The organism is Actinomadura sp. NPDC049753 (genome assembly GCF_040674655.1).
Classification (GTDB): domain Bacteria; phylum Actinomycetota; class Actinomycetes; order Streptosporangiales; family Streptosporangiaceae; genus Spirillospora; species Spirillospora verrucosospora.
Genome location: NZ_JBFARL010000034.1, coordinates 17,343 through 34,619, shown reverse-complemented (window position 1 = coordinate 34,619; position 17,277 = coordinate 17,343). Strand labels below are relative to the sequence as shown.

Annotated in this window: 14 protein-coding genes and 1 pseudogene; 5 read left to right on the top strand and 10 right to left on the bottom strand. The window is 72.2% G+C overall.

The features are described from left to right. Window positions 1–77 precede the first annotated feature (77 nt). Genes AB0K37_RS12360 through AB0K37_RS12335 form a run of 6 tightly spaced genes read right to left on the bottom strand, consistent with a single transcriptional unit; the run spans window position 78 to window position 6,495 of the window. Entirely contained in the window at window positions 78–1,565 is a 1,488-nt protein-coding gene (locus AB0K37_RS12360) for an NADH-quinone oxidoreductase subunit N (protein ID WP_363978882.1), read from the bottom strand. Further along, window positions 1,565–3,073 carry an NADH-quinone oxidoreductase subunit M gene (locus tag AB0K37_RS12355; protein ID WP_363978879.1) on the bottom strand — a complete coding sequence of 503 codons (1,509 nt, stop codon included), beginning with the start codon at window positions 3,071–3,073 and terminating at the stop codon, window positions 1,565–1,567. Before AB0K37_RS12355 ends, AB0K37_RS12360 begins: the two co-directional genes overlap by 1 nt. After that, window positions 3,070–4,932 carry an NADH-quinone oxidoreductase subunit L gene (locus tag AB0K37_RS12350; RefSeq protein ID WP_363978876.1) on the bottom strand — a complete coding sequence of 621 codons (1,863 nt, stop codon included), beginning with the start codon at window positions 4,930–4,932 and terminating at the stop codon, window positions 3,070–3,072. Before AB0K37_RS12350 ends, AB0K37_RS12355 begins: the two co-directional genes overlap by 4 nt. Beyond that, entirely contained in the window at window positions 4,929–5,336 is a 408-nt protein-coding gene (nuoK, locus tag AB0K37_RS12345; protein WP_363978873.1) for an NADH-quinone oxidoreductase subunit NuoK, read from the bottom strand. Before nuoK ends, AB0K37_RS12350 begins: the two co-directional genes overlap by 4 nt. Then, on the bottom strand, window positions 5,336–5,929 hold the full coding sequence (locus tag AB0K37_RS12340; protein WP_363978870.1) for an NADH-quinone oxidoreductase subunit J: 594 nt from the start codon (window positions 5,927–5,929) through the stop codon (window positions 5,336–5,338). The genes nuoK and AB0K37_RS12340 overlap by 1 nt, the downstream gene beginning before the upstream one ends. Next, a complete protein-coding gene (locus AB0K37_RS12335) occupies window positions 5,926–6,495 on the bottom strand; it encodes an NADH-quinone oxidoreductase subunit I (protein ID WP_363978867.1) in 570 nt (189 codons plus the stop codon). The genes AB0K37_RS12340 and AB0K37_RS12335 overlap by 4 nt, the downstream gene beginning before the upstream one ends. A 344-nt stretch (window positions 6,496–6,839) precedes the next feature. Between AB0K37_RS12335 and AB0K37_RS12330 the strand changes: the two genes are divergently transcribed. Then, entirely contained in the window at window positions 6,840–7,436 is a 597-nt protein-coding gene (locus AB0K37_RS12330) for a helix-hairpin-helix domain-containing protein (RefSeq protein ID WP_363978864.1), read from the top strand. A 17-nt stretch (window positions 7,437–7,453) separates the two neighbouring features. Here the strand turns inward: AB0K37_RS12330 and AB0K37_RS12325 are convergent, their stop codons facing one another. The 4 genes and pseudogenes from AB0K37_RS12325 to AB0K37_RS12310 all read right to left on the bottom strand — a co-directional run bounded on the left by AB0K37_RS12325 (window position 7,454) and on the right by AB0K37_RS12310 (window position 10,552). Beyond that, window positions 7,454–8,407 carry a complex I subunit 1 family protein gene (locus AB0K37_RS12325; RefSeq protein WP_345178290.1) on the bottom strand — a complete coding sequence of 318 codons (954 nt, stop codon included), beginning with the start codon at window positions 8,405–8,407 and terminating at the stop codon, window positions 7,454–7,456. Then, the gene (locus AB0K37_RS12320) at window positions 8,400–8,966 is read right to left on the bottom strand and encodes an NADH-quinone oxidoreductase subunit C (RefSeq protein ID WP_363978861.1); all 567 of its coding nucleotides are present in this window, start codon (window positions 8,964–8,966) and stop codon (window positions 8,400–8,402) included. Before AB0K37_RS12320 ends, AB0K37_RS12325 begins: the two co-directional genes overlap by 8 nt. Window positions 8,967–9,670: 704 nt before the next feature. After that, window positions 9,671–10,114, bottom strand: a pseudogene (locus AB0K37_RS12315) (NADH-quinone oxidoreductase subunit B family protein); the annotation flags it as partial. Between the two features lie 66 nt (window positions 10,115–10,180). Continuing rightward, window positions 10,181–10,552, bottom strand: a complete 372-nt coding sequence (locus AB0K37_RS12310) for an NADH-quinone oxidoreductase subunit A (protein WP_363978858.1) — start codon at window positions 10,550–10,552, stop codon at window positions 10,181–10,183. Window positions 10,553–10,896: 344 nt separating this feature from the next. Between AB0K37_RS12310 and AB0K37_RS12305 the strand changes: the two genes are divergently transcribed. The 4 genes from AB0K37_RS12305 (at window position 10,897) to AB0K37_RS12290 (ending at window position 17,207) form a co-directional block, all read left to right on the top strand. Continuing rightward, window positions 10,897–11,976 carry a hypothetical protein gene (locus tag AB0K37_RS12305; RefSeq protein WP_363978856.1) on the top strand — a complete coding sequence of 360 codons (1,080 nt, stop codon included), beginning with the start codon at window positions 10,897–10,899 and terminating at the stop codon, window positions 11,974–11,976. A gap of 258 nt (window positions 11,977–12,234) precedes the next feature. Beyond that, window positions 12,235–13,824 (top strand): hypothetical protein, encoded by a 1,590-nt coding sequence (locus tag AB0K37_RS12300; RefSeq protein ID WP_363978853.1) that lies wholly within the window; start codon window positions 12,235–12,237, stop codon window positions 13,822–13,824. 427 nt (window positions 13,825–14,251) lie between these two features. Further along, window positions 14,252–16,093: a 2-oxoacid:acceptor oxidoreductase subunit alpha gene (locus tag AB0K37_RS12295; protein WP_363978851.1), complete on the top strand. Its 1,842-nt coding sequence runs from the start codon at window positions 14,252–14,254 to the stop codon at window positions 16,091–16,093. A gap of 82 nt (window positions 16,094–16,175) precedes the next feature. Continuing rightward, window positions 16,176–17,207 (top strand): 2-oxoacid:ferredoxin oxidoreductase subunit beta, encoded by a 1,032-nt coding sequence (locus AB0K37_RS12290; RefSeq protein ID WP_363978936.1) that lies wholly within the window; start codon window positions 16,176–16,178, stop codon window positions 17,205–17,207. Window positions 17,208–17,277 lie beyond the last annotated feature (70 nt).

Here is a 17,277-nt window from a genome sequence, read left to right as displayed (position 1 = left end):
CTGCGTTGCCTCCCCGTCGACTCCGGCATGAACATCAACGGTTTGACCTGGGGGAACGTTCCCAAACGTTTCCCCGATTACGTGGCGTTCCCCACCGTCTGCAGGACGATCTGGGGCGCGACGGACAGCACGACCGCGCCCGCCGCCGCCGCGGTGATGGCCGCGCGGACGCTGAGGCCGGGTGCCGCGTCGTAGTCCTCGCTGGTGGCGGAGGGGGTGAAGAGGCGGACCGCCCAGGCGAGGTAGTAGTAGAGCCCGATCACCGTGTTGACCGCCATCACGACGGCGAGCCAGGTGACGCCGCCGGCGAGGGTGGCGCGGAACACGACGACCTTCGCGAACAGCCCCATGACGCCGGGGGGCAGGCCGGCGAGGCAGATGAGGAAGAAGGCGAGGGCGGTGGCGACGGCGGGGCTGCGGCGGGCGAGGCCGCGGTAGTCGTCGAGGGTGTCCCAGCGTCCCGTGGCGGCGCCGCGGCGGTGGAAGCCGATCACGACGGCGAACGCGCCGATGTTCATGACGGCGTAGAGGGCGACGTAGGCGGTGGTGGCGGCGACGGCCTCGGGGAGGCGGTGCGAGCCGACCGCGAGGGGCGCGAGCATGTAGCCGGACTGGGCGACCGACGACCAGGCCAGCAGGCGGATCGCGGTCCGCTGGCGGAGCGCGGCGAGGTTCCCGAGGGTCATGGTGAGCGCGGCGAGGACGGCGACGACGGGGCCCCACACGTGCCCGTAGGCGGGCAGGCCCAGGGCGAGGACGATCGCGAGCCCGGCGAACCCGGCGGCCTTGGAGACCACGGCGAGGAACGCGGCGACGGGAAGCGGGGAGCCCTGGTAGACGTCCGGCGCCCAGAAGTGGAACGGGACGGCGGCGACCTTGAACGCGAACCCGGCGAGGACGAGGACGGAGCCCAGCGCGGCGACGGGGTCGAGGTCGGCGGGGAGCCGGGCGAGGGCCGGCGCGATCCGGTCGAGGTGCATGGCGCCGGTCGCGCCGTACACGAGGCTGATGCCGAACAGCATGACCGCGGTCGACACGACGGAGACGAGGAACAGCTTCAGCGCGGCCTCGGAGGACGTCCCGTCGTAGCGGCGCAGCGCGGCCAACGCGAACACCGGGAGGGAGAGGGTCTCCAGCGCGACGACCAGGAGGACGAGGTCGCGGGCCGCGACCAGGGTGAGGGCGCCGATGACGGCGGCGAGCAGCAGGAAGTGGTACTCCCCCACCGGGATCTTCGAGTCGGTGATCTCCTGGAGGGACAGCAGCACGACGATGACGGCGGCGCCGAGGATGATCCCCTGGAACAGCAGGGTGAAGTCGTCCGCGACGTAGGAGCAGGAGGCGGGGCCGCCGGAGCGCAGGCCGTCCGGCAGGCAGAAGGTGGCGCGGCGGTCCCCGGCGGCCAGTGCGATCACCGCGACGAGCGCGGCGGCGAGGGACCCGCCGGACAGCAGGGACAGGACGCGGCGGGGCGCGTCGAAGGCGTCGGCGAGCAGCAGCCCGATCGCGGCGACGGCGAGGACCAGCGGCGGCGCGACCGCCGCGTAGTCGATGTCCTGGATCATCAGCCGCCTCCGAACAGCGCGCGGACCGGACCCGTGGTCACGTCCAGCAGGGTCTTCGGCCAGAGGCCGACCAGCAGCGTCAGCGCGATCAGCGGCGCCCAGGCGGCGTACTCCTGGAGGGAGACCGACGCGACCGGGCCGCGGGGGACGGCGACGCCGTCGGACGGCCCGTGGGTGAGCCTGGCGAGCATCCGCAGGAAGTAGGCGGCGGTCAGGACGGTGCCGAGCGCGGCGACGGCCATGAACGTCACGAAGGTCTCGCGGGGCAGGTCGGCGTGCGGGCGGTACGCGCCGATCAGGGCGAGGACCTCGCCCCAGAAACCGGCGAGCCCGGGGAGCCCGAGGGACGCGACGGACGCGAAGGTCAGGATGGAGGCCAGCCGCGGGGACGTGCTGAGCATGCCGCCGCCGAGGGCGTTCATGTCGCCGGTGCCCCAGCGTTCCTTGATCGAGCCGGCGAGGAAGAACAGCAGGCCGGTGATGAGGCCGTGCGCGATGTTGCCGAAGAGGGCGGCGTTGACGCCGACCGGGGTGAGGGTGGCGATGCCGAGCAGGACGAACCCCATGTGCCCGACGGACGAGTAGGCGATCATCCGTTTGAGGTCGCGCTGGGCGAGGCAGGCGAGCGCGCCGTAGACGATCCCGATGACGGCGAGGAGGCCGAGCCACGGCGCCCAGACCCGCGCGCCTTCCGGGGCGAGCGGCAGCGCGACGCGGACCAGGCCGTAGGTGCCCATCTTCAGCAGGACGCCGGCCAGCAGGACGGACCCGACCGTGGGGGCCTCGGTGTGCGCGTCCGGGAGCCAGGTGTGCAGCGGCCACATCGGCGCCTTGACCGCGAACCCGATCCCCATCAGGGCGAACGCGGTGACCTGGAGGCCGTGCGAGAGGCCGGATCCGTGCCGGGCGGCGAGGTCGGTCATGTCGAGCGTGCCGGCCTCGGCGCCGACGAGCAGCATGCCGGCGAGCAGGAGCCCGGAGCCGAGGAGCGTGTAGAGGATGAACTTGGTGGCGGCGGCGCGGCGTCCCGTCCCGCCCCACAGCATGATCACCACGTACATGGGGACGAGGACGGTCTCGAAGAACACGAAGAACAGCACGAGGTCGAGCGCGACGAAGGTGCCGAGCATCCCGACCTCCAGGACGAGCAGCAGCGCGGTCAGCAGCCGGATCCGGCCGCCTTCCGGCGGGTGCCGCAGCGTGTAGAGGAAGCACAGGAACGTCAGCAGGGCGGTCAGCACGACGAGCGGCAGCGAGATCCCGTCCACGCCGAGGTGGAACCGCAGGCCGATGGCGGGCGCCCAGGGCCGGTCGACCTCCATCTGCATGCGGGACGTGTCGGCGAAGTCGAACGCGGTCAGCGCCGACACCGCGACGAGCAGGGTCGCGGCGGACACGGCCGTCCCGAACGCGCGGACGGCGAAGCCGGTGCGCAGGAACCGGTTCGCCGGGACGAGCATCGCCAGCGCCCCGAGCAGCGGGATCGCCATCATCAGCACGAAGATCACTGGAAGATCACCACCGCGGCCGCGATGGCGGCGACACCGGCGAGCAGGCCGGTGAGGTAGGTCTGGGGGTTTCCGTTCTGGACGAATCTGACCAGGCCGCCGATCCGCCCCGCGCCGCGTCCGGTGCCGACGACGGCGGCGTCCACGCGTCGCTGGTCGAACAGGACGACATGTCGCGCCAGGGCCTGGACGGGCCGGACGATGACCGCCGCATAGAGCTCGTCCACGAAGAAGGCCCGCGCGAAGACGGTACGGACGGGGCCGAGCGCGCGCGCGGGATCCAGTGCCGGGTCGCGGTTCCACACAAGGAAGGCACCTCCCGCGCCCACCGCGAGCAGTAGCACGCTGAGCAGCGAGGCTCCGAGTTGGGGCCGCAGCTCCGAAGCTCCGAGGCCGAAGAATCCGAGGATCGCGGCGGGGACGGCCAGCGCCGCCACGGTCCACGACATGATCCGTGCCGGGTCGCGGACCTCGTGCGTCCCGCGCCGCTCACCGAAGAACGTCATCAGCCACGCACGCATCGCATAGGCGGCCGTCAGGACGACCGTGACGAGCAGTCCCCCATAGACCAGCCACGCGATCCCGCCCGATGTGACCTCGCCGCCATGCAGGGCGGCGTGCTGGGCGGCCTCGATGACGGCGTCCTTGCTGAACCACCCGCTGAACGGCGGAACGCCCGCGAGCGCGGCGAAGCCCACGGTCATCGACCAGAACGTGAGGGGCATGCCGCGCCGCAGGCCGCCGTAGTGGGCGAGCATGTTCGACCCGGCGGTCACGATGACGCACCCGGCGGCCAGGAACAGCAGCGCCTTGAACGCCGCGTGCGTCAGCAGGTGGAAGATCGCGGCCGACCGCGCCCCCACCGCGAGCCCGGCGGCCATGACGGCGAGCTGGCTGATCGTGGAGTAGGCCAGGACGCGTTTCAGGTCGTCCTGGGCGAGGGCGGCGCACGCCGATCCGACCATGGAGACCACCGCGAGGACGCCGAGGACGGCGAGCGCGGACGGCGCCGCGAGGAACACCCCGTACAGGCGCGCCACGACGTAGATCCCCGCCGCGACCATCGTGGCCGCGTGGATGAGGGCGCTGATCGGCGTGGGGCCCGCCATCGCGTCCGGGAGCCAGGTGTGCAGCGGGAACTGGGCGCTCTTGCCCGCGACGCCGGCGACCAGGAGCAGCGCGGCCGCCGTCGCCGTCGACTGCGGGAGGCCGCCGGCCGTCCGGATGATCCGGTCGATCTGGAACGTCCCCGCGCCCGCGCCGAGCACGATCACGCCGATGAGGAAGCCGACGTCGCCGAGCCGCGTGACGAGGAACGCCTTGACCGCCGCCCGCGAGTTGGCCCGGTCCTCCCAGTGGTGCCCGATCAGGAAGTACGAGCAGATGCCCATGACCTCCCAGCCCACGTACAGGACGAGCAGGTCGCCGGAGTAGACGACCAGCAGCATCGCGGACGTGAACAGGGAGATGAACGCGGCGTAGGAGGAGTACCGGCGGTCGCCGGACATGTACGCGACCGAGAACATCTGGACGGCGAGCGCCACGCAGCAGACCATGAGGCTGACCACCGTGGCCAGGCCGTCCACCTGGAGTCCGACCCTGATCGGCACCGATCCGGTCTCGACGAGGGTGAGCACGCCGGTGCGCTCGCCCGGGTCCCGCCAGACGGCGAACGCGACGATCGCCGAGAGGACGAGCGACACCGCCACCGGCGCGCAGGCGATCAGCGCGGGGCCGTTCCGCAGTGGCGACCCCGCGGGGCCGCCGCGCAGCGCCCGGGTCAGGGACGGGCCGAAGAGCATGCCGGCGAACGCGGCGAGGAAGGGCAGCAGCGCGGCGAGCGACGCGAGCCAGATCACGGCGCCGCCTCCTCGCGCTCGGGCGCCGGTTCGGGAGTGCCCTCCCCGCCGCCGGGCACGCGTCCGGCCGGACGGGGGGCGGCCTCCAGGGCCTCCGCGTCCTCGGAGAGGGCGCGGAGCCGGTCGACGTCGATCATCTGCCGGTTGCGGAACACCAGCAGCACGACCGCGAGGCCGAGCCCGACCTCCGCCGCGGCGATCACGATGGTGAACAGCGTGAGGACCTGGCCGCCGTGCAGGCGGTCCCGGTACCAGACGTCGAACGTGACGAGGTTGAGGTTCACCGCGTTCAGCATCAGCTCGACCGACATCAGGACGAGGATGGCGTTGCGGCGCGCGAGCACCCCGTACACGCCGACGGAGAACAGCAGGGCGGCGACGACCGTCGGGTAGGCGAGATGCATCAGGCGGCGCCCTTCCCGTCCGGCTCCGCGCCGGGCTTCGCGTCAGGCTCCCCGACGGGTTTCCGGTCCGGCTTCGCCTCCGCCGCCGGGCGGGCCCGGATGTCGGACCGCGACAGGACGATCGCGCCGACCAGCGAGGCCAGCAGCAGCACCGACAGGATCTCGAACGGCAGCACCCACGTCCGGAACACGGCGCCGCCGAGCTCGTCCGCCGACCCGCCGCCCGCGCGCAGCGGCATCCGCGCGCCGCCGAACCCCATGGCCATCACCGTGACCAGGACGGCGGCCGTGGCGGCGGCGACGGCCAGCGCGGCCCACCGGTTCCCGGAGTCGAGGTCGGCGGACTGCCCGATCGGCGCCCGCGTCAGCATGACCCCGAACAGCAGCAGCACCACGACGGCGCCGACGTAGATGAGGACCTGCACCCAGGCCACGAACTCCGCGGTGAGGACGAGGTAGCCGCCCGCGAGCGCGCCGAACGACACGACCAGCCACAGCGCCGCGTGGACGAGCTGCCGCGTCGTGACCACGAGGATCGCGGAGCCGACGGCCACCACGCCGAGCAGCGTGAACACGATCTCCTGGCCGCTCATCCGCGCTCCCCCGGCTCCCGGGACCCCCGGGGCGGGCCGGTCCTCGGAGACCGGGCGGCCCGCGCGGCGGCCTTCTCCGCCGCGGCCACCTCCTTCGGCGGCTCGGCGGACGGGTCGTGCGCCTGCGGCGGGGGGACGGTCCACATCCACTCCCGCAGCCGCTCCTTCTCGTGCGTCAGCTCGGCGATGTCGTACTCGGCGTACTCGAACTCCGGCGACCAGAACAGCGCGTCGAACGGGCACACCTCGATGCAGATGCCGCAGTACATGCAGAGCGCGAAGTCGATCGCGAACCGGTCGAGGACGTTGCGGGTCCGGGGGCGCCCGCCGCCTTCGGCGGGGAGCGTCTCCTTGTGCGAATCGATGTAGATGCACCAGTCGGGACACTCGCGGGCGCACAGCATGCACACCGTGCAGTTCTCCTCGAACAGCGCGATGACGCCCCTGCCGCGCGGCGGCAGGTCCGGTTGCACTTCGGGGTACTGGCGCGTTATGGACCGCCGCGTCATCGTCCGCAACGTGACCGCCAGCCCCTTGGCCAGCCCGCCTCCTGGTAGCCGTCCCACGGCCCCATGATTGCGCACGATCGGCGCGGGGGGAACGCGACGGGTTCGGCGTTCGTCCAACGAGGTATAGGTCGTGTGCTAGTGCGCAGGCTTGCGGCCGGGGAGGGCATGTGGGTCATCACGCGGAGCGCCCCTACGAGCCCGAGCCCGAGCACCGCTCCCGGCCGGCGTCCGACCACCCCCGTCCCCAGCACCGACACCCGCCGCGGCCTCCGCAGCGGCCGCACCCGGCGCCCGGCAGGCGTCCCCCGTACCCGGGTCCGCCCGTGCCCCCGCAGCCGCCTCTGCCGTCGCCCATCCCGGTGCCCGGCCCGCAGACGGCCCGCGGATTCGTGTGGGCTTTCGTGCCCTTTGTCACCCTGGGCTATGGGACGCCGTTCTCGTTCCTGTACGCGGCCGTCCGGCGGCAGTCCCTCGGGCTCGGGATCACCGCCGCCGGTTACGGCGCCGGCACGGCCGCCGTGATGATGATGCTCCAGGCCGGCGACCCGGTCTTCCTGTTCCTCGGCTCGTTCCTGGCGATCCTGCTGTGGATCGCCGGGACGGGGCACGCGTTCGCCGTCCGGCCGTCGGTCTTCCCCCGCGAGATCCCCCGCAACGTGCTCAACGAGCACGCGATCGAGGTCGCCAAGTACCGGCGGTCGCTGCGCGAGCAGGCCCGCGCGCTCGCCGCCGAGGACCCGGCGCTCGCCCGCGAGCTGCGCATCGGCCGCCCCGACGCGCCGCGCACCTACGACGACGGCGGGCTCGTGGACGTCAACCACGTGCCCCGCGAGATCATCGAGGCGCTGCCCGGCATGACCCCGGAGATCGCCGACCGGATCGTGCGCCGCCGCGCGCAGACGGGCGGGTTCGTCTCCGTCGAGGAGATGGCCCTCGACGCCGACGTCCCGCCGGACGTCCTCCCCCAGCTGGCCGACTTCACGATCTTCCTCCGCTGAGCTCCGGGCGCCGGCGCTCAGAGGGCGACCCTGAGGACGCCGGTCAGCGCGAGCTGGGCCAGCGACAGCGGGACGAGCCACGCCCAGGCGAGCTTCTGCAGTTGGTCCTCGCGCATGCGCGGGTAGCTGACCCGCAGCCAGATCACGCAGAACGCCAGCACGGCGATCTTCAGCAGCGTCCAGAGCCAGCCCAGCTCGGTGTTCAGGAACGGGCCCTTCCACCCGCCGAGGAACAGCACCGTCGTCAGCGCGCACAGCACGACGATCCCGGCGTACTCGGCCAGGATGAACAGCGCGAAGCGCAGCCCGCCGTACTCCGTGTACGGACCGAAGATGATCTCCGAGTCGGCGACCGGCATGTCGAACGGCGGTCGCCGCAGCTCCGCCAGGCCCGCGACGAAGAAGACCACGCCGCCGACCGCCTGCCACGGCAGCCACCACCAGCGCCACTCCTCCACCACGCCCTGCAGCGACAGCGTCCCCGCCGCCATCGCCACCGACGAGGCCGCGAACACCATCGGCAGCTCGTAGGACATCAGCTGCGCCGCGACCCGCATCCCGCCGAGCAGGGAGTACTTGTTCGCGCTCGCCCAGCCCGCCATGATCGCGCCGATCACGCCGACGCCCATCACGGCGAGCGCGAAGAACACCCCGGGGCCGAGGTCCAGCGCGACCTGCCCGCCGGGCCCGACCGGGATCACCAGCAGCACCAGCAGGTACGGGACGATCGCCACGCCCGGCGCCAGCTTGAACACCCAACGGTCGGCGTCGCGCGGGACCACGTCCTCCTTCTGCGCGAACTTGACGCCGTCGGCGACGAGCTGCGCCCAGCCGTGGAAACCGCCCGCGTACATGGGGCCGAGACGGCCCTGCATGTGCGCCATCACCTTGTGCTCGGCCTGCCCCACCAGCAGCGGGAGCACCGCGAACGCGCCCGCGACCAGCACGAGCTTGACCACGACCTCAAGCATTGGGCCCCCAGCCCTCCGGGACCCCGGGCGGGCGGACGCGGCGGCGGCTCGGCGCCCCGTGCCCCGACTCGCCCGGCTCCTTGGCGCCCGGCCACGGCTTGGCGACGCGGGCGGCGAGCACGAAGTCCTTGCGCAGCGGGTGGCCCTCGAACCCGTCGGGCAGCAGCAGAGGCACGAGGTTCGGGTGGCCCTCGAAGAGGATGCCGAACATCTCCGCCGTCTCCCGCTCGTGCCATCCGGCGCCCCGGTAGACGCCCGTCGCCGTCGCCAGCACCGGCGCCCGCTTCGTGACGCGCGTGCGGATCAGCAGGTGGTGGCGGCGCTCCAGGGAGTACACGTGGACGACCACCGCGAAGCCGTCCTCCAGCTCGTCGACGCCGGTCAGCCAGTCGAAGAATCCGCAGGACAGGTCGTCGCGCGCGAAGGTGAGCGCGTCCAGCCAGAGCTCGGGCGACACCCCGACGGCCAGCCCGCCGAAGGTCTCCTCGGTGGTCACCTCGTCGCCGAAGCGTTCCGTCCAGGCGTCGGCGAGTTCCGGCCCCGGCGGCTGCGGGCTCATCGGTCGCGTCCGATCTGGTCGTCGTGGTCGTCGTCCACCAGCCCGGGGATGATCGACGGATCATGCGACGGGTCCGCGCCCTGGTCGTCGTCCTCCACCACCGGGACGGGCGCGGTGACGTACTGGTCCTCGACCATGTGGACGGGCTGCGTTGTGTCCTCCGGCCGGACGGGCGGCGTTGTGTCCGTCGGCCCGGCAGAAGGCGTGGTCTGCTCCGGCTCCGGCTCCGGCTCCGGCTCGGGCTCCGGCTCGGGTTCGGGCGCGGCCGAAGCGTCGGCCTCGCCGAGATGCAGAACGGGCTGGGTGACGTCGGCCGGATCGACGGGCGGCTCCGCCGCGGCCGCGGGTTCCGTGAGATGCCGGACGGGCTGTGTCGTGTCGGTCGGCTTGACGGGCGGCGCCTCGTGCGCGGCCTGAACCTCCGCTTCGCCGAGGTGCTGGACGGGCACGGTCTCGTTGTCCGCGGCCGCGTCCTCCAGAGCCGCGTTCTCCGCGGCCCGGATCTCCCCCGCCTCGTCCTTCGGAGGCTCGGCCTCATGGCCGTCGGCCTCAAGGCTGTGCCAGTGCTCGAAGCTCTCGTGCTCGCCGGACGGGGGCGGCGGCTGGAGCGGGCGGCGCAGGACGGTGGCTGGGAACGGCCGCGGCGCGGGCGGCGGGGCGACGGGCTCCCCGCCGCCGCCCTCCCCGCCGTAGCGGTCGCCCAGCGACTCGCCCGCGATCTTTTCCTGGAGGTGGACGATGCCCTGCAGCAGCGCCTCCGGGCGGGGCGGGCAGCCGGGCACGTAGACGTCCACCGGGATGATCTGGTCGACGCCCTTGGTCACGCAGTAGGAGTCCCAGTACGGGCCGCCGCAGTTGGAGCAGGCGCCGAAGGAGATGACGTACTTGGGTTCGGGCATCTGCTCGTAGAGGCGCCGGACCGCGGGGGCCATCTTGTCGCTGACGGTGCCGGAGACGACCATCAGGTCGGCCTGCCGCGGGCCCGGCGCGAACGGGATGACGCCGAGCCGGATGAAGTCGTGCCTGCTCATCGACGTCGCGATGAACTCGATGGCGCAGCAGGCCAGGCCGAAGTTGAAGACCCACAGCGAGTAGCGGCGGCCCCAGTTGAGCACGAACCTGATCGGCTTGGGCGCGACCCGCGACAGCGGCCCGACGCTCGGCGGGGGAAGATCGATGGTGCCCACAACGCCATTGTTACAGCGCCGGACGGGTCAGACCCAGGACAGGACGCCCTTCTTGCCCGCGTAGGCGAGGCCCGTGGCCAGGAACGCCAGGAAGACGAACATCTCGGCGAGCGTCGTCGCGCCGTAGCCGGGGGCCGAGAAGACGGTCGCCCAGGGGAAGAGGAACACCGCGTCCACCGCGAACACCACGTAGAGGTAGGCGAAGACGTAATAGCGCACGTAGGAGTGGGCCCAGCCCTCGCCGACAGGGTCGACGCCGCACTCGTACGTCGTCAGCTTCTCGACCGTGGGACGATGGGGACGCAGCAGCCGGTTCGCCGCGAGAGATCCCCCGACGATCCCGGCGCCCACGAGGAGCAAGACGACCAGAACGACATATGTGTCGAAATAGTTATGCACCAGATCCTCCTCGCGTGCGTCACATCCAGTATCTCGCGAAGCAGCATCGAGGAGTGTGACGTGGTACCTCCACCCGGGAGGATCACAATGTCATGCTCTTGCTGCACACTAGGTTCGCATGGGTCGGTTTTGACCTGGAAGGACGTGACCGGATGAGCAACCCCCCGCCTCCCCCGGGCTGGGAATCCCCGGGTGGGGCCTCCTGGCCGCCTCCGCCGCCGCCAGCGGGCCCGGGCGGGCCCGGTCCCGGCGGACCCGGCGGCCCGGGCGGGCCTCCCCCGCCCGGCGGCTTCGGAGGCCCCGGAACACCGCCCCCCTTCTTCCCCCCGCCCCCCGGCGGCCCGATGGGCCCGCCGATGCCGCCGCCGAAGCGCGGCGGTGGCGGCGGCCTGGTGATCGGCCTCATCGGCGGCGGCCTCGTGCTCCTTGTGATCATCGCGGTCGTGGTGTTCGTGGTGGCCAAGGGCGGCGGCAAGTCCCCCGAGGAGAAGCTGACCGCGGCCGCGACCAACATGGACGCCGCCCGCGCGGTCTCGCTGAAGGGCACGTTCGGCGGCAGCGAGACGCTGCGCGGCGAGCTGAACGTCACCAAGGGCGGCCGCGCGATGGGCCCGGTCACCTGGAACAGCGACCAGGTCACCGTGCTGTCGGCCGACGGCAAGCTGTTCGTGAAGGGCGACAAGTCCTACTGGACGCGGCAGATCTCCTCCACCGACGACCCCTACTACCTCACCTCGGGTGAGCAGTGGGGCCGGCTGAGCGCGGACGAGCTCGACCTCGACTTCAAGGAGCAGCTGTCGCCGACGGCGCTGGCGAGCAAGATCCGCTCGGCCCGGCTGTCGCGCGTCAAGCCGATCGAGACGACGTGGATGGGCAAGAAGGCGCTCAAGTTCAGCACCTTCTCCTCTACGCTCTACATCACCGACGAGGACGACGCCGAGCTGATCCGCTACGAGGCGACCACGCCGCGGGTCGCGCTGGACGTCACCCCGAAGGACTCCGGCGACGCCTCGTCCCTCATCTCGGACATGCGCACCAGCATGGGCGAGCTGAAGGACGCCTTCAACGCCTCGTCGAAGCCGACGGTCGACGAGTGGAAGAAGGGCGGCTGCAACGGCAACTCCGGCTGCACGGTCGAGGCCAAGATCCGGCCGCCGTACGACGTGGAGAAGCCCGTCACGATCGACGTCCGGTTCCGGCTCACCGCCGGCACGCTGACCGGCCGCGACCTCGGCAACTGCACCGCCCGCATCACGATCTCCAGCTCCCTGGCCCAGTGGGCGAGCTGCCGGGTCGTGAGCAGCTCGTGGACGAGCTGGGCGAAGGCGACCGGCGGCACCTTCTACAAGCACGCCGAGTACAAGGTGATCGGCGCCACCTCCGCCGAGGTGTCCGCTCTGCAGAACGGCCTCGACAGCGAATGACGCCGCAGGTGAGGCGCCTCGCGCGCTGATCCGCGCCGGCAAGGGTGCCCGGCGGCGCTCCTCCCGTTCCGGGAGGACGCGCCGCCGGGCACCCTTATGCTCTTTGTGGACGGCCCCTCCAGGGCCCGGCGGCCGCCCTTCCCCCCGGAACGTTTCGGAGCCCGTCGGCGCCCACCGGGGGACGCCTCCAGATCCCTTGCTTTGTGTCTGACGGTCGGGCCGGTACCTGGCCCCGGAAGTGAGCAGAGTGAGCCCCGAGTGAGCGCTGAACAGGACGAGCCGTCGCCGACGGCCTCTTCCCGACCCCCGTCCCCGGACGAGTCCGGCGACGTCTCCCGCCCGGACGGCGGCCCGCACCAGGGCGCCCCCGTCCAGGAGGGCCCCCACCCCGGGGACGTCCGCGTCGCCGGCGGCCAGGCCCCACCCGGCGCGGCCACTCCCCCCGGTCCGGACGCGGCTCACGCGGGCTCCCCCGGTTCGGATCCGGGCGCCACCCCCACCGATCCGCGCGGCACGCCCTCCTTCGTCCCCCCGGGCCCGCCCTCCGCCGCTCCGCCCGGCGCCGGCCTCCCGCCTGACGCGGGCTTCCCGGGCGAGCCGGGCGCGGCCTTCTCGCAGAGCGGTCCCGTCCCGCCGGGGCGGCAGCGCAAGCCTCGGGGGCGGCGCGCGGTGGTCGTCGCCGGGGCCGCGGCCGCCGTCGTGGTGGCCGGAGCGGTGGCGGCCGTCGCGCTCACCGGGGGCGAGGAGGCCCCGAAGAAGAAGCCGAAGGCGACCGCGCCGGCTCCTCCTCCGGCGTGGACGGTCGCGGCGGGCCAGGCCCTCACCTCCGGGACGGGCCTGCGCTACGACGGCACCCTGACGATCAACGGCCGACCCGTCCAGGCGCGGCTGCGCGTGACACCGGCGGGGGCGGCGAGCGGCACGCTCACCGCGGGCGTGCTGACGGCGGAGGTCGTCGCGATCGGCGGCGACACCTACCTCAGGGCCGGGACGGCGTTCTGGCAGACGTACGCGAGCGGCGTCGCGCACCCGGAGTACTACGCGGGACGCTGGTCCAAGGCGCCCGCGTCGGTGCCGGGGTTCGACGTCCCGGACGTTCTCGGGCCCAAGGCGATCGCCAGGTCGCTGGTGAAGGCCCCGGCGAAACCGCCCACGGAGAACGTGGACGGCGTCCGCGCCTTCAAGGTCAAGGCGTCCGGCGCGGAGTACGTGCTCACGGCGCAGGCCCCGTACCGGCTGCTGGCGGTGCGCCCGGCCGGGCAGGTGGCGCAGCGCTTCACCGTCGCGCCCGTGGCGGCCCCGGAGACGCTGTTCGCCGAACTGCGTCCGCGGGTGGCCCGGCTCGGGGGCGCGTTCGATCCCGGCCTGCGCTTCACGCCGGGGACGCTGGCGTTCAGGAACTGCGACCAGAACACCAGCGGCTGCACGGTGAGCATGCCCGCCACGCTCACCGAGCCCGCGACGGTGCCGGACGGCGCGCGCGCGGTGCTGCGTGCGGCGCTCTCTTCCAAGGGCGAGCCGCTCGGGACGTGCTCGGGGTCGGGACCGGTCCCGGCCAACCGGTCGCTCGTCCTGCGTTGCACCGTGACAAGCAAACTGTGGCGGCACTGGATGCGCGCCGCCCTCGACAACCCCGGCTCCTACCCCTACGAGGCGAAGGCGCGCGTCGTCGGCGAGGCCGTCGACGTCGCCGACGTGCCGAAACTCCTCGCACGCGTCGACCGCGAGCGCAAGGCGGTGGTGAAGGCGGCCGCGGGCACGCCGGGCCCGACGGTGTCGGCCGAACCGTCGGTCAAGCGCTCGGAGCGACCGGAAATCGCCACATCTCAGACACCAGGGACACCATGAGCCCCACGTCCAGGGGCGGTGCGGTCGAACGGGATTCCGGATGTCTACACTTCGGGTCGTGAACTCCACGCCTCTGGGGAGCGGACGCTCCTCGACGAGTCCCGCGCGGCTGCTGGTCCGGCGTCTGCACGTCGACCTGTGCCGCCAGCGCAGCTGCCTGTGTTCGGGATGAACCCGGGGACCCGTCCAGGTCGTATCGCCCGATAGGACCTGCGGAGCGTTCGCCGCCCGTCGCTCGCCTCCATGACGCGCGGCCACCGGCACCGGACGAGGAACGCGCGCCTTCCCCGGGCGGTCATCCCAGTGTGCGGCCCGTCCCCGCCAACCCATCCCGTCCCGGACATACCATGAAGGTAAGCCTTAGTAGCATCACGATCCTGGGTGCCTCCCCCAGGACGGATGCTGCGCGTCGAGGAGGTCTTCCTCTGTGACCAAACAGGTCCAGCAGCTCGACCGCGTCATCATTCGCTTCGCCGGAGACTCCGGCGACGGCATGCAGCTGACCGGCGACCGCTTCACCCAGGAGACCGCGGCGTTCGGCAACGACCTTTCCACGTTGCCGAACTTCCCGGCCGAAATCCGCGCCCCCGCCGGGACCCTCCCCGGCGTGTCCAGTTTCCAGTTGCACTTCGCCGACCACGACATCCTGACCCCGGGCGACGCGCCCAACGTCCTGGTCGCGATGAACCCCGCCGCCCTCAAGGCGAACGTCGGGGATCTTCCGCACGGCGCCGACCTCATCGTCAACACCGACGAGTTCAGCAAGCGCAACCTCGCCAAGGTCGGTTACGCGGCCAGCCCCGTCGAGGACGGCTCGCTGTCGGAGTACCGGGTCCACGCGCTGCCGCTGACCTCGATGACCGTGAAGGCGCTCGAAGACTTCGACATCTCCAAGAAGGACGCCGAGCGCGCGAAGAACATGTTCGCGCTCGGCCTCCTGTCGTGGCTGTACCACCGTCCCACCGAGGGGACGCTGGCCTTCCTGGAGCGCAAGTTCGCCAGCAAGCCCGAGATCATGAAGGCCAACATCGCGGCCTTCCAGGCGGGCTGGTCCTACGGCGAGACGACCGAGGCGTTCTCGGTGCAGTACGAGATCAAGCCGGCCGAGCACGAGCCGGGGCTCTACCGCAACATCACCGGGAACCTCGCGCTGGCGTACGGGCTGATCGCGGCGGGCGTGCAGAGCGGGCTGCCGATCTTCCTCGGCTCCTACCCGATCACGCCGGCGTCCGACATCCTGCACGAGATCTCCAAGCACAAGCGGTTCGGCGTCCGCACCTTCCAGGCCGAGGACGAGATCGCCGCGGTCGGCGCGGCGCTCGGCGCCTCGTTCGGCGGGTCGCTCGGCGTCACCACCACCTCGGGGCCCGGCATCGCGCTCAAAAGCGAGACGATCGGCCTCGGCGTCGCGACCGAGCTCCCGCTGCTGGTCATCGACGTGCAGCGGGCCGGCCCGTCCACCGGGCTGCCGACCAAGACCGAGCAGGCCGACCTGCTGCAGGCCATGTACGGCCGCAACGGCGAGGCGCCCGTCCCGGTGATCGCGCCGCAGTCCCCGTCGGACTGCTTCGACGCGACCATCGAGGCGGCGCGGATCGCGGTGAAGTACCGCACGCCGGTGATCCTGCTGTCGGACGGCTACCTCGCCAACGGCTCCGAGCCGTGGCGGCTGCCGGACGTGGCGACGCTGCCGAAGATCGAGCCGAACTTCGCCGAGCCGTCGCAGGAGGGGTTCCAGCCGTTCGAGCGCGACCCGGACACCCTCGCCCGCCCGTGGGCGGTCCCGGGCACGGCCGGGCTGGAGCACCGGATCGGCGGCCTGGAGAAGGCCGACGTCACCGGCAACATCTCCTACGACCCGGCCAACCACGACCGCATGGTCCGGCTCCGCCAGGCCAAGATCGACGGGATCGCCGGGGACATCGAGCCGCTCGCCGTGGACGACCCGTCCGGCGCGGCCCGCGTCCTGGTGATGGGCTGGGGCGGGACGTACGGGGCCATCTCCGCCGCCGTGCGGCGCGTGCGGGCGTCCGGGCGCACCATCGCGCAGGCCCACCTGCGCCACCTCAACCCGTTCCCCGCGAACCTGCCCGAGGTGCTGCGCTCCTACGACAAGGTGATCGTGCCTGAGATCAACCTCGGCCAGCTCGGGCTGCTGCTGCGCGGCCGGCTGCTCATCGACGTGATCGGCTACAACCAGGTCCGCGGCCTGCCCTTCAAGGCCGAGGAGCTCCAGGGCGTCATCCAGGATGTGATCGACAGTGAGTGACAACGGAGCCCACGGCACCGCCCCCGCCAACGGCAACGGTTCCGCCAACGGCAACGGCAACGGACCGGCGAACGGCCGCGGCCTGCTCTCCCTCGTCCCGAAGGCGGACGGGAAGCAGACGATGAAGGACTTCAAGACCGACCAGGAGGTGCGCTGGTGCCCCGGGTGCGGTGACTACGCGATCCTCGCGGCCGTCCAGTCGTTCCTTCCCGAGCTCGGGCTGCGCCGCGAGAACATCACGTTCATCTCCGGCATCGGCTGCTCGTCGCGGTTCCCGTACTACATGAACACCTACGGGTTCCACTCGATCCACGGCCGCGCGCCCGCGATCGCGACGGGCCTCGCCACGTCCCGTCCCGACCTGTCGGTGTGGGTGGTGACCGGGGACGGCGACTCCCTGTCCATCGGCGGCAACCACCTGATCCACGCGCTGCGCCGCAACGTCAACCTCAAGATCCTGCTGTTCAACAACCGGATCTACGGGCTGACGAAGGGCCAGTACTCGCCGACCTCGGAGATCGGCAAGATCACCAAGTCGACGCCGATGGGCTCGCTCGACGCCCCCTTCAACCCGCTGTCGCTCGCGATCGGCGCGGAGGGCACGTTCGTCGCCCGCACCATCGACTCCGACCGCAAGCACCTGCAGTCGGTCCTGCGGGCCGCCGCGCAGCACCGCGGCACCGCGCTCGTCGAGATCTACCAGAACTGCAACATCTTCAACGACGGCGCGTTCGACCCGCTGAAGGACGCGGACGTGCGCGACGACGTCACCGTCCGGCTGGAGCACGGCGAGCCCATCGTGTTCGGGGCGGACCGCTCCAAGGCGCTGCGCCGCACCCCGTCCGGGTCGTTCGAGGTCGTGAAGGTCGCGGACGTGGACCCGTCCGAGATCGCCGTGCACGACGCCCACAACCCGGACCCGTCGCAGGCGTTCGCGCTGTCGCGGCTGGACCAGCCGGCGTTCGAGCACACCCCGATCGGCATCTTCCGTGACGTCGACCGCCCGTCCTACGACGAGCTGATGCGGGCCCAGCTCGACGAGGCCGTCCAGGCGCAGGGCGAGGGCGACCTCGCGGCCCTGCTCGGCAGCGGCGACACCTGGCGCATCGACTAGACGGCGTCTCCGCAGGCCCGGCCCCGCTTCACCGGGGCCGGGCCTTTTCGCGCTTTGAAACCCCGCGAAC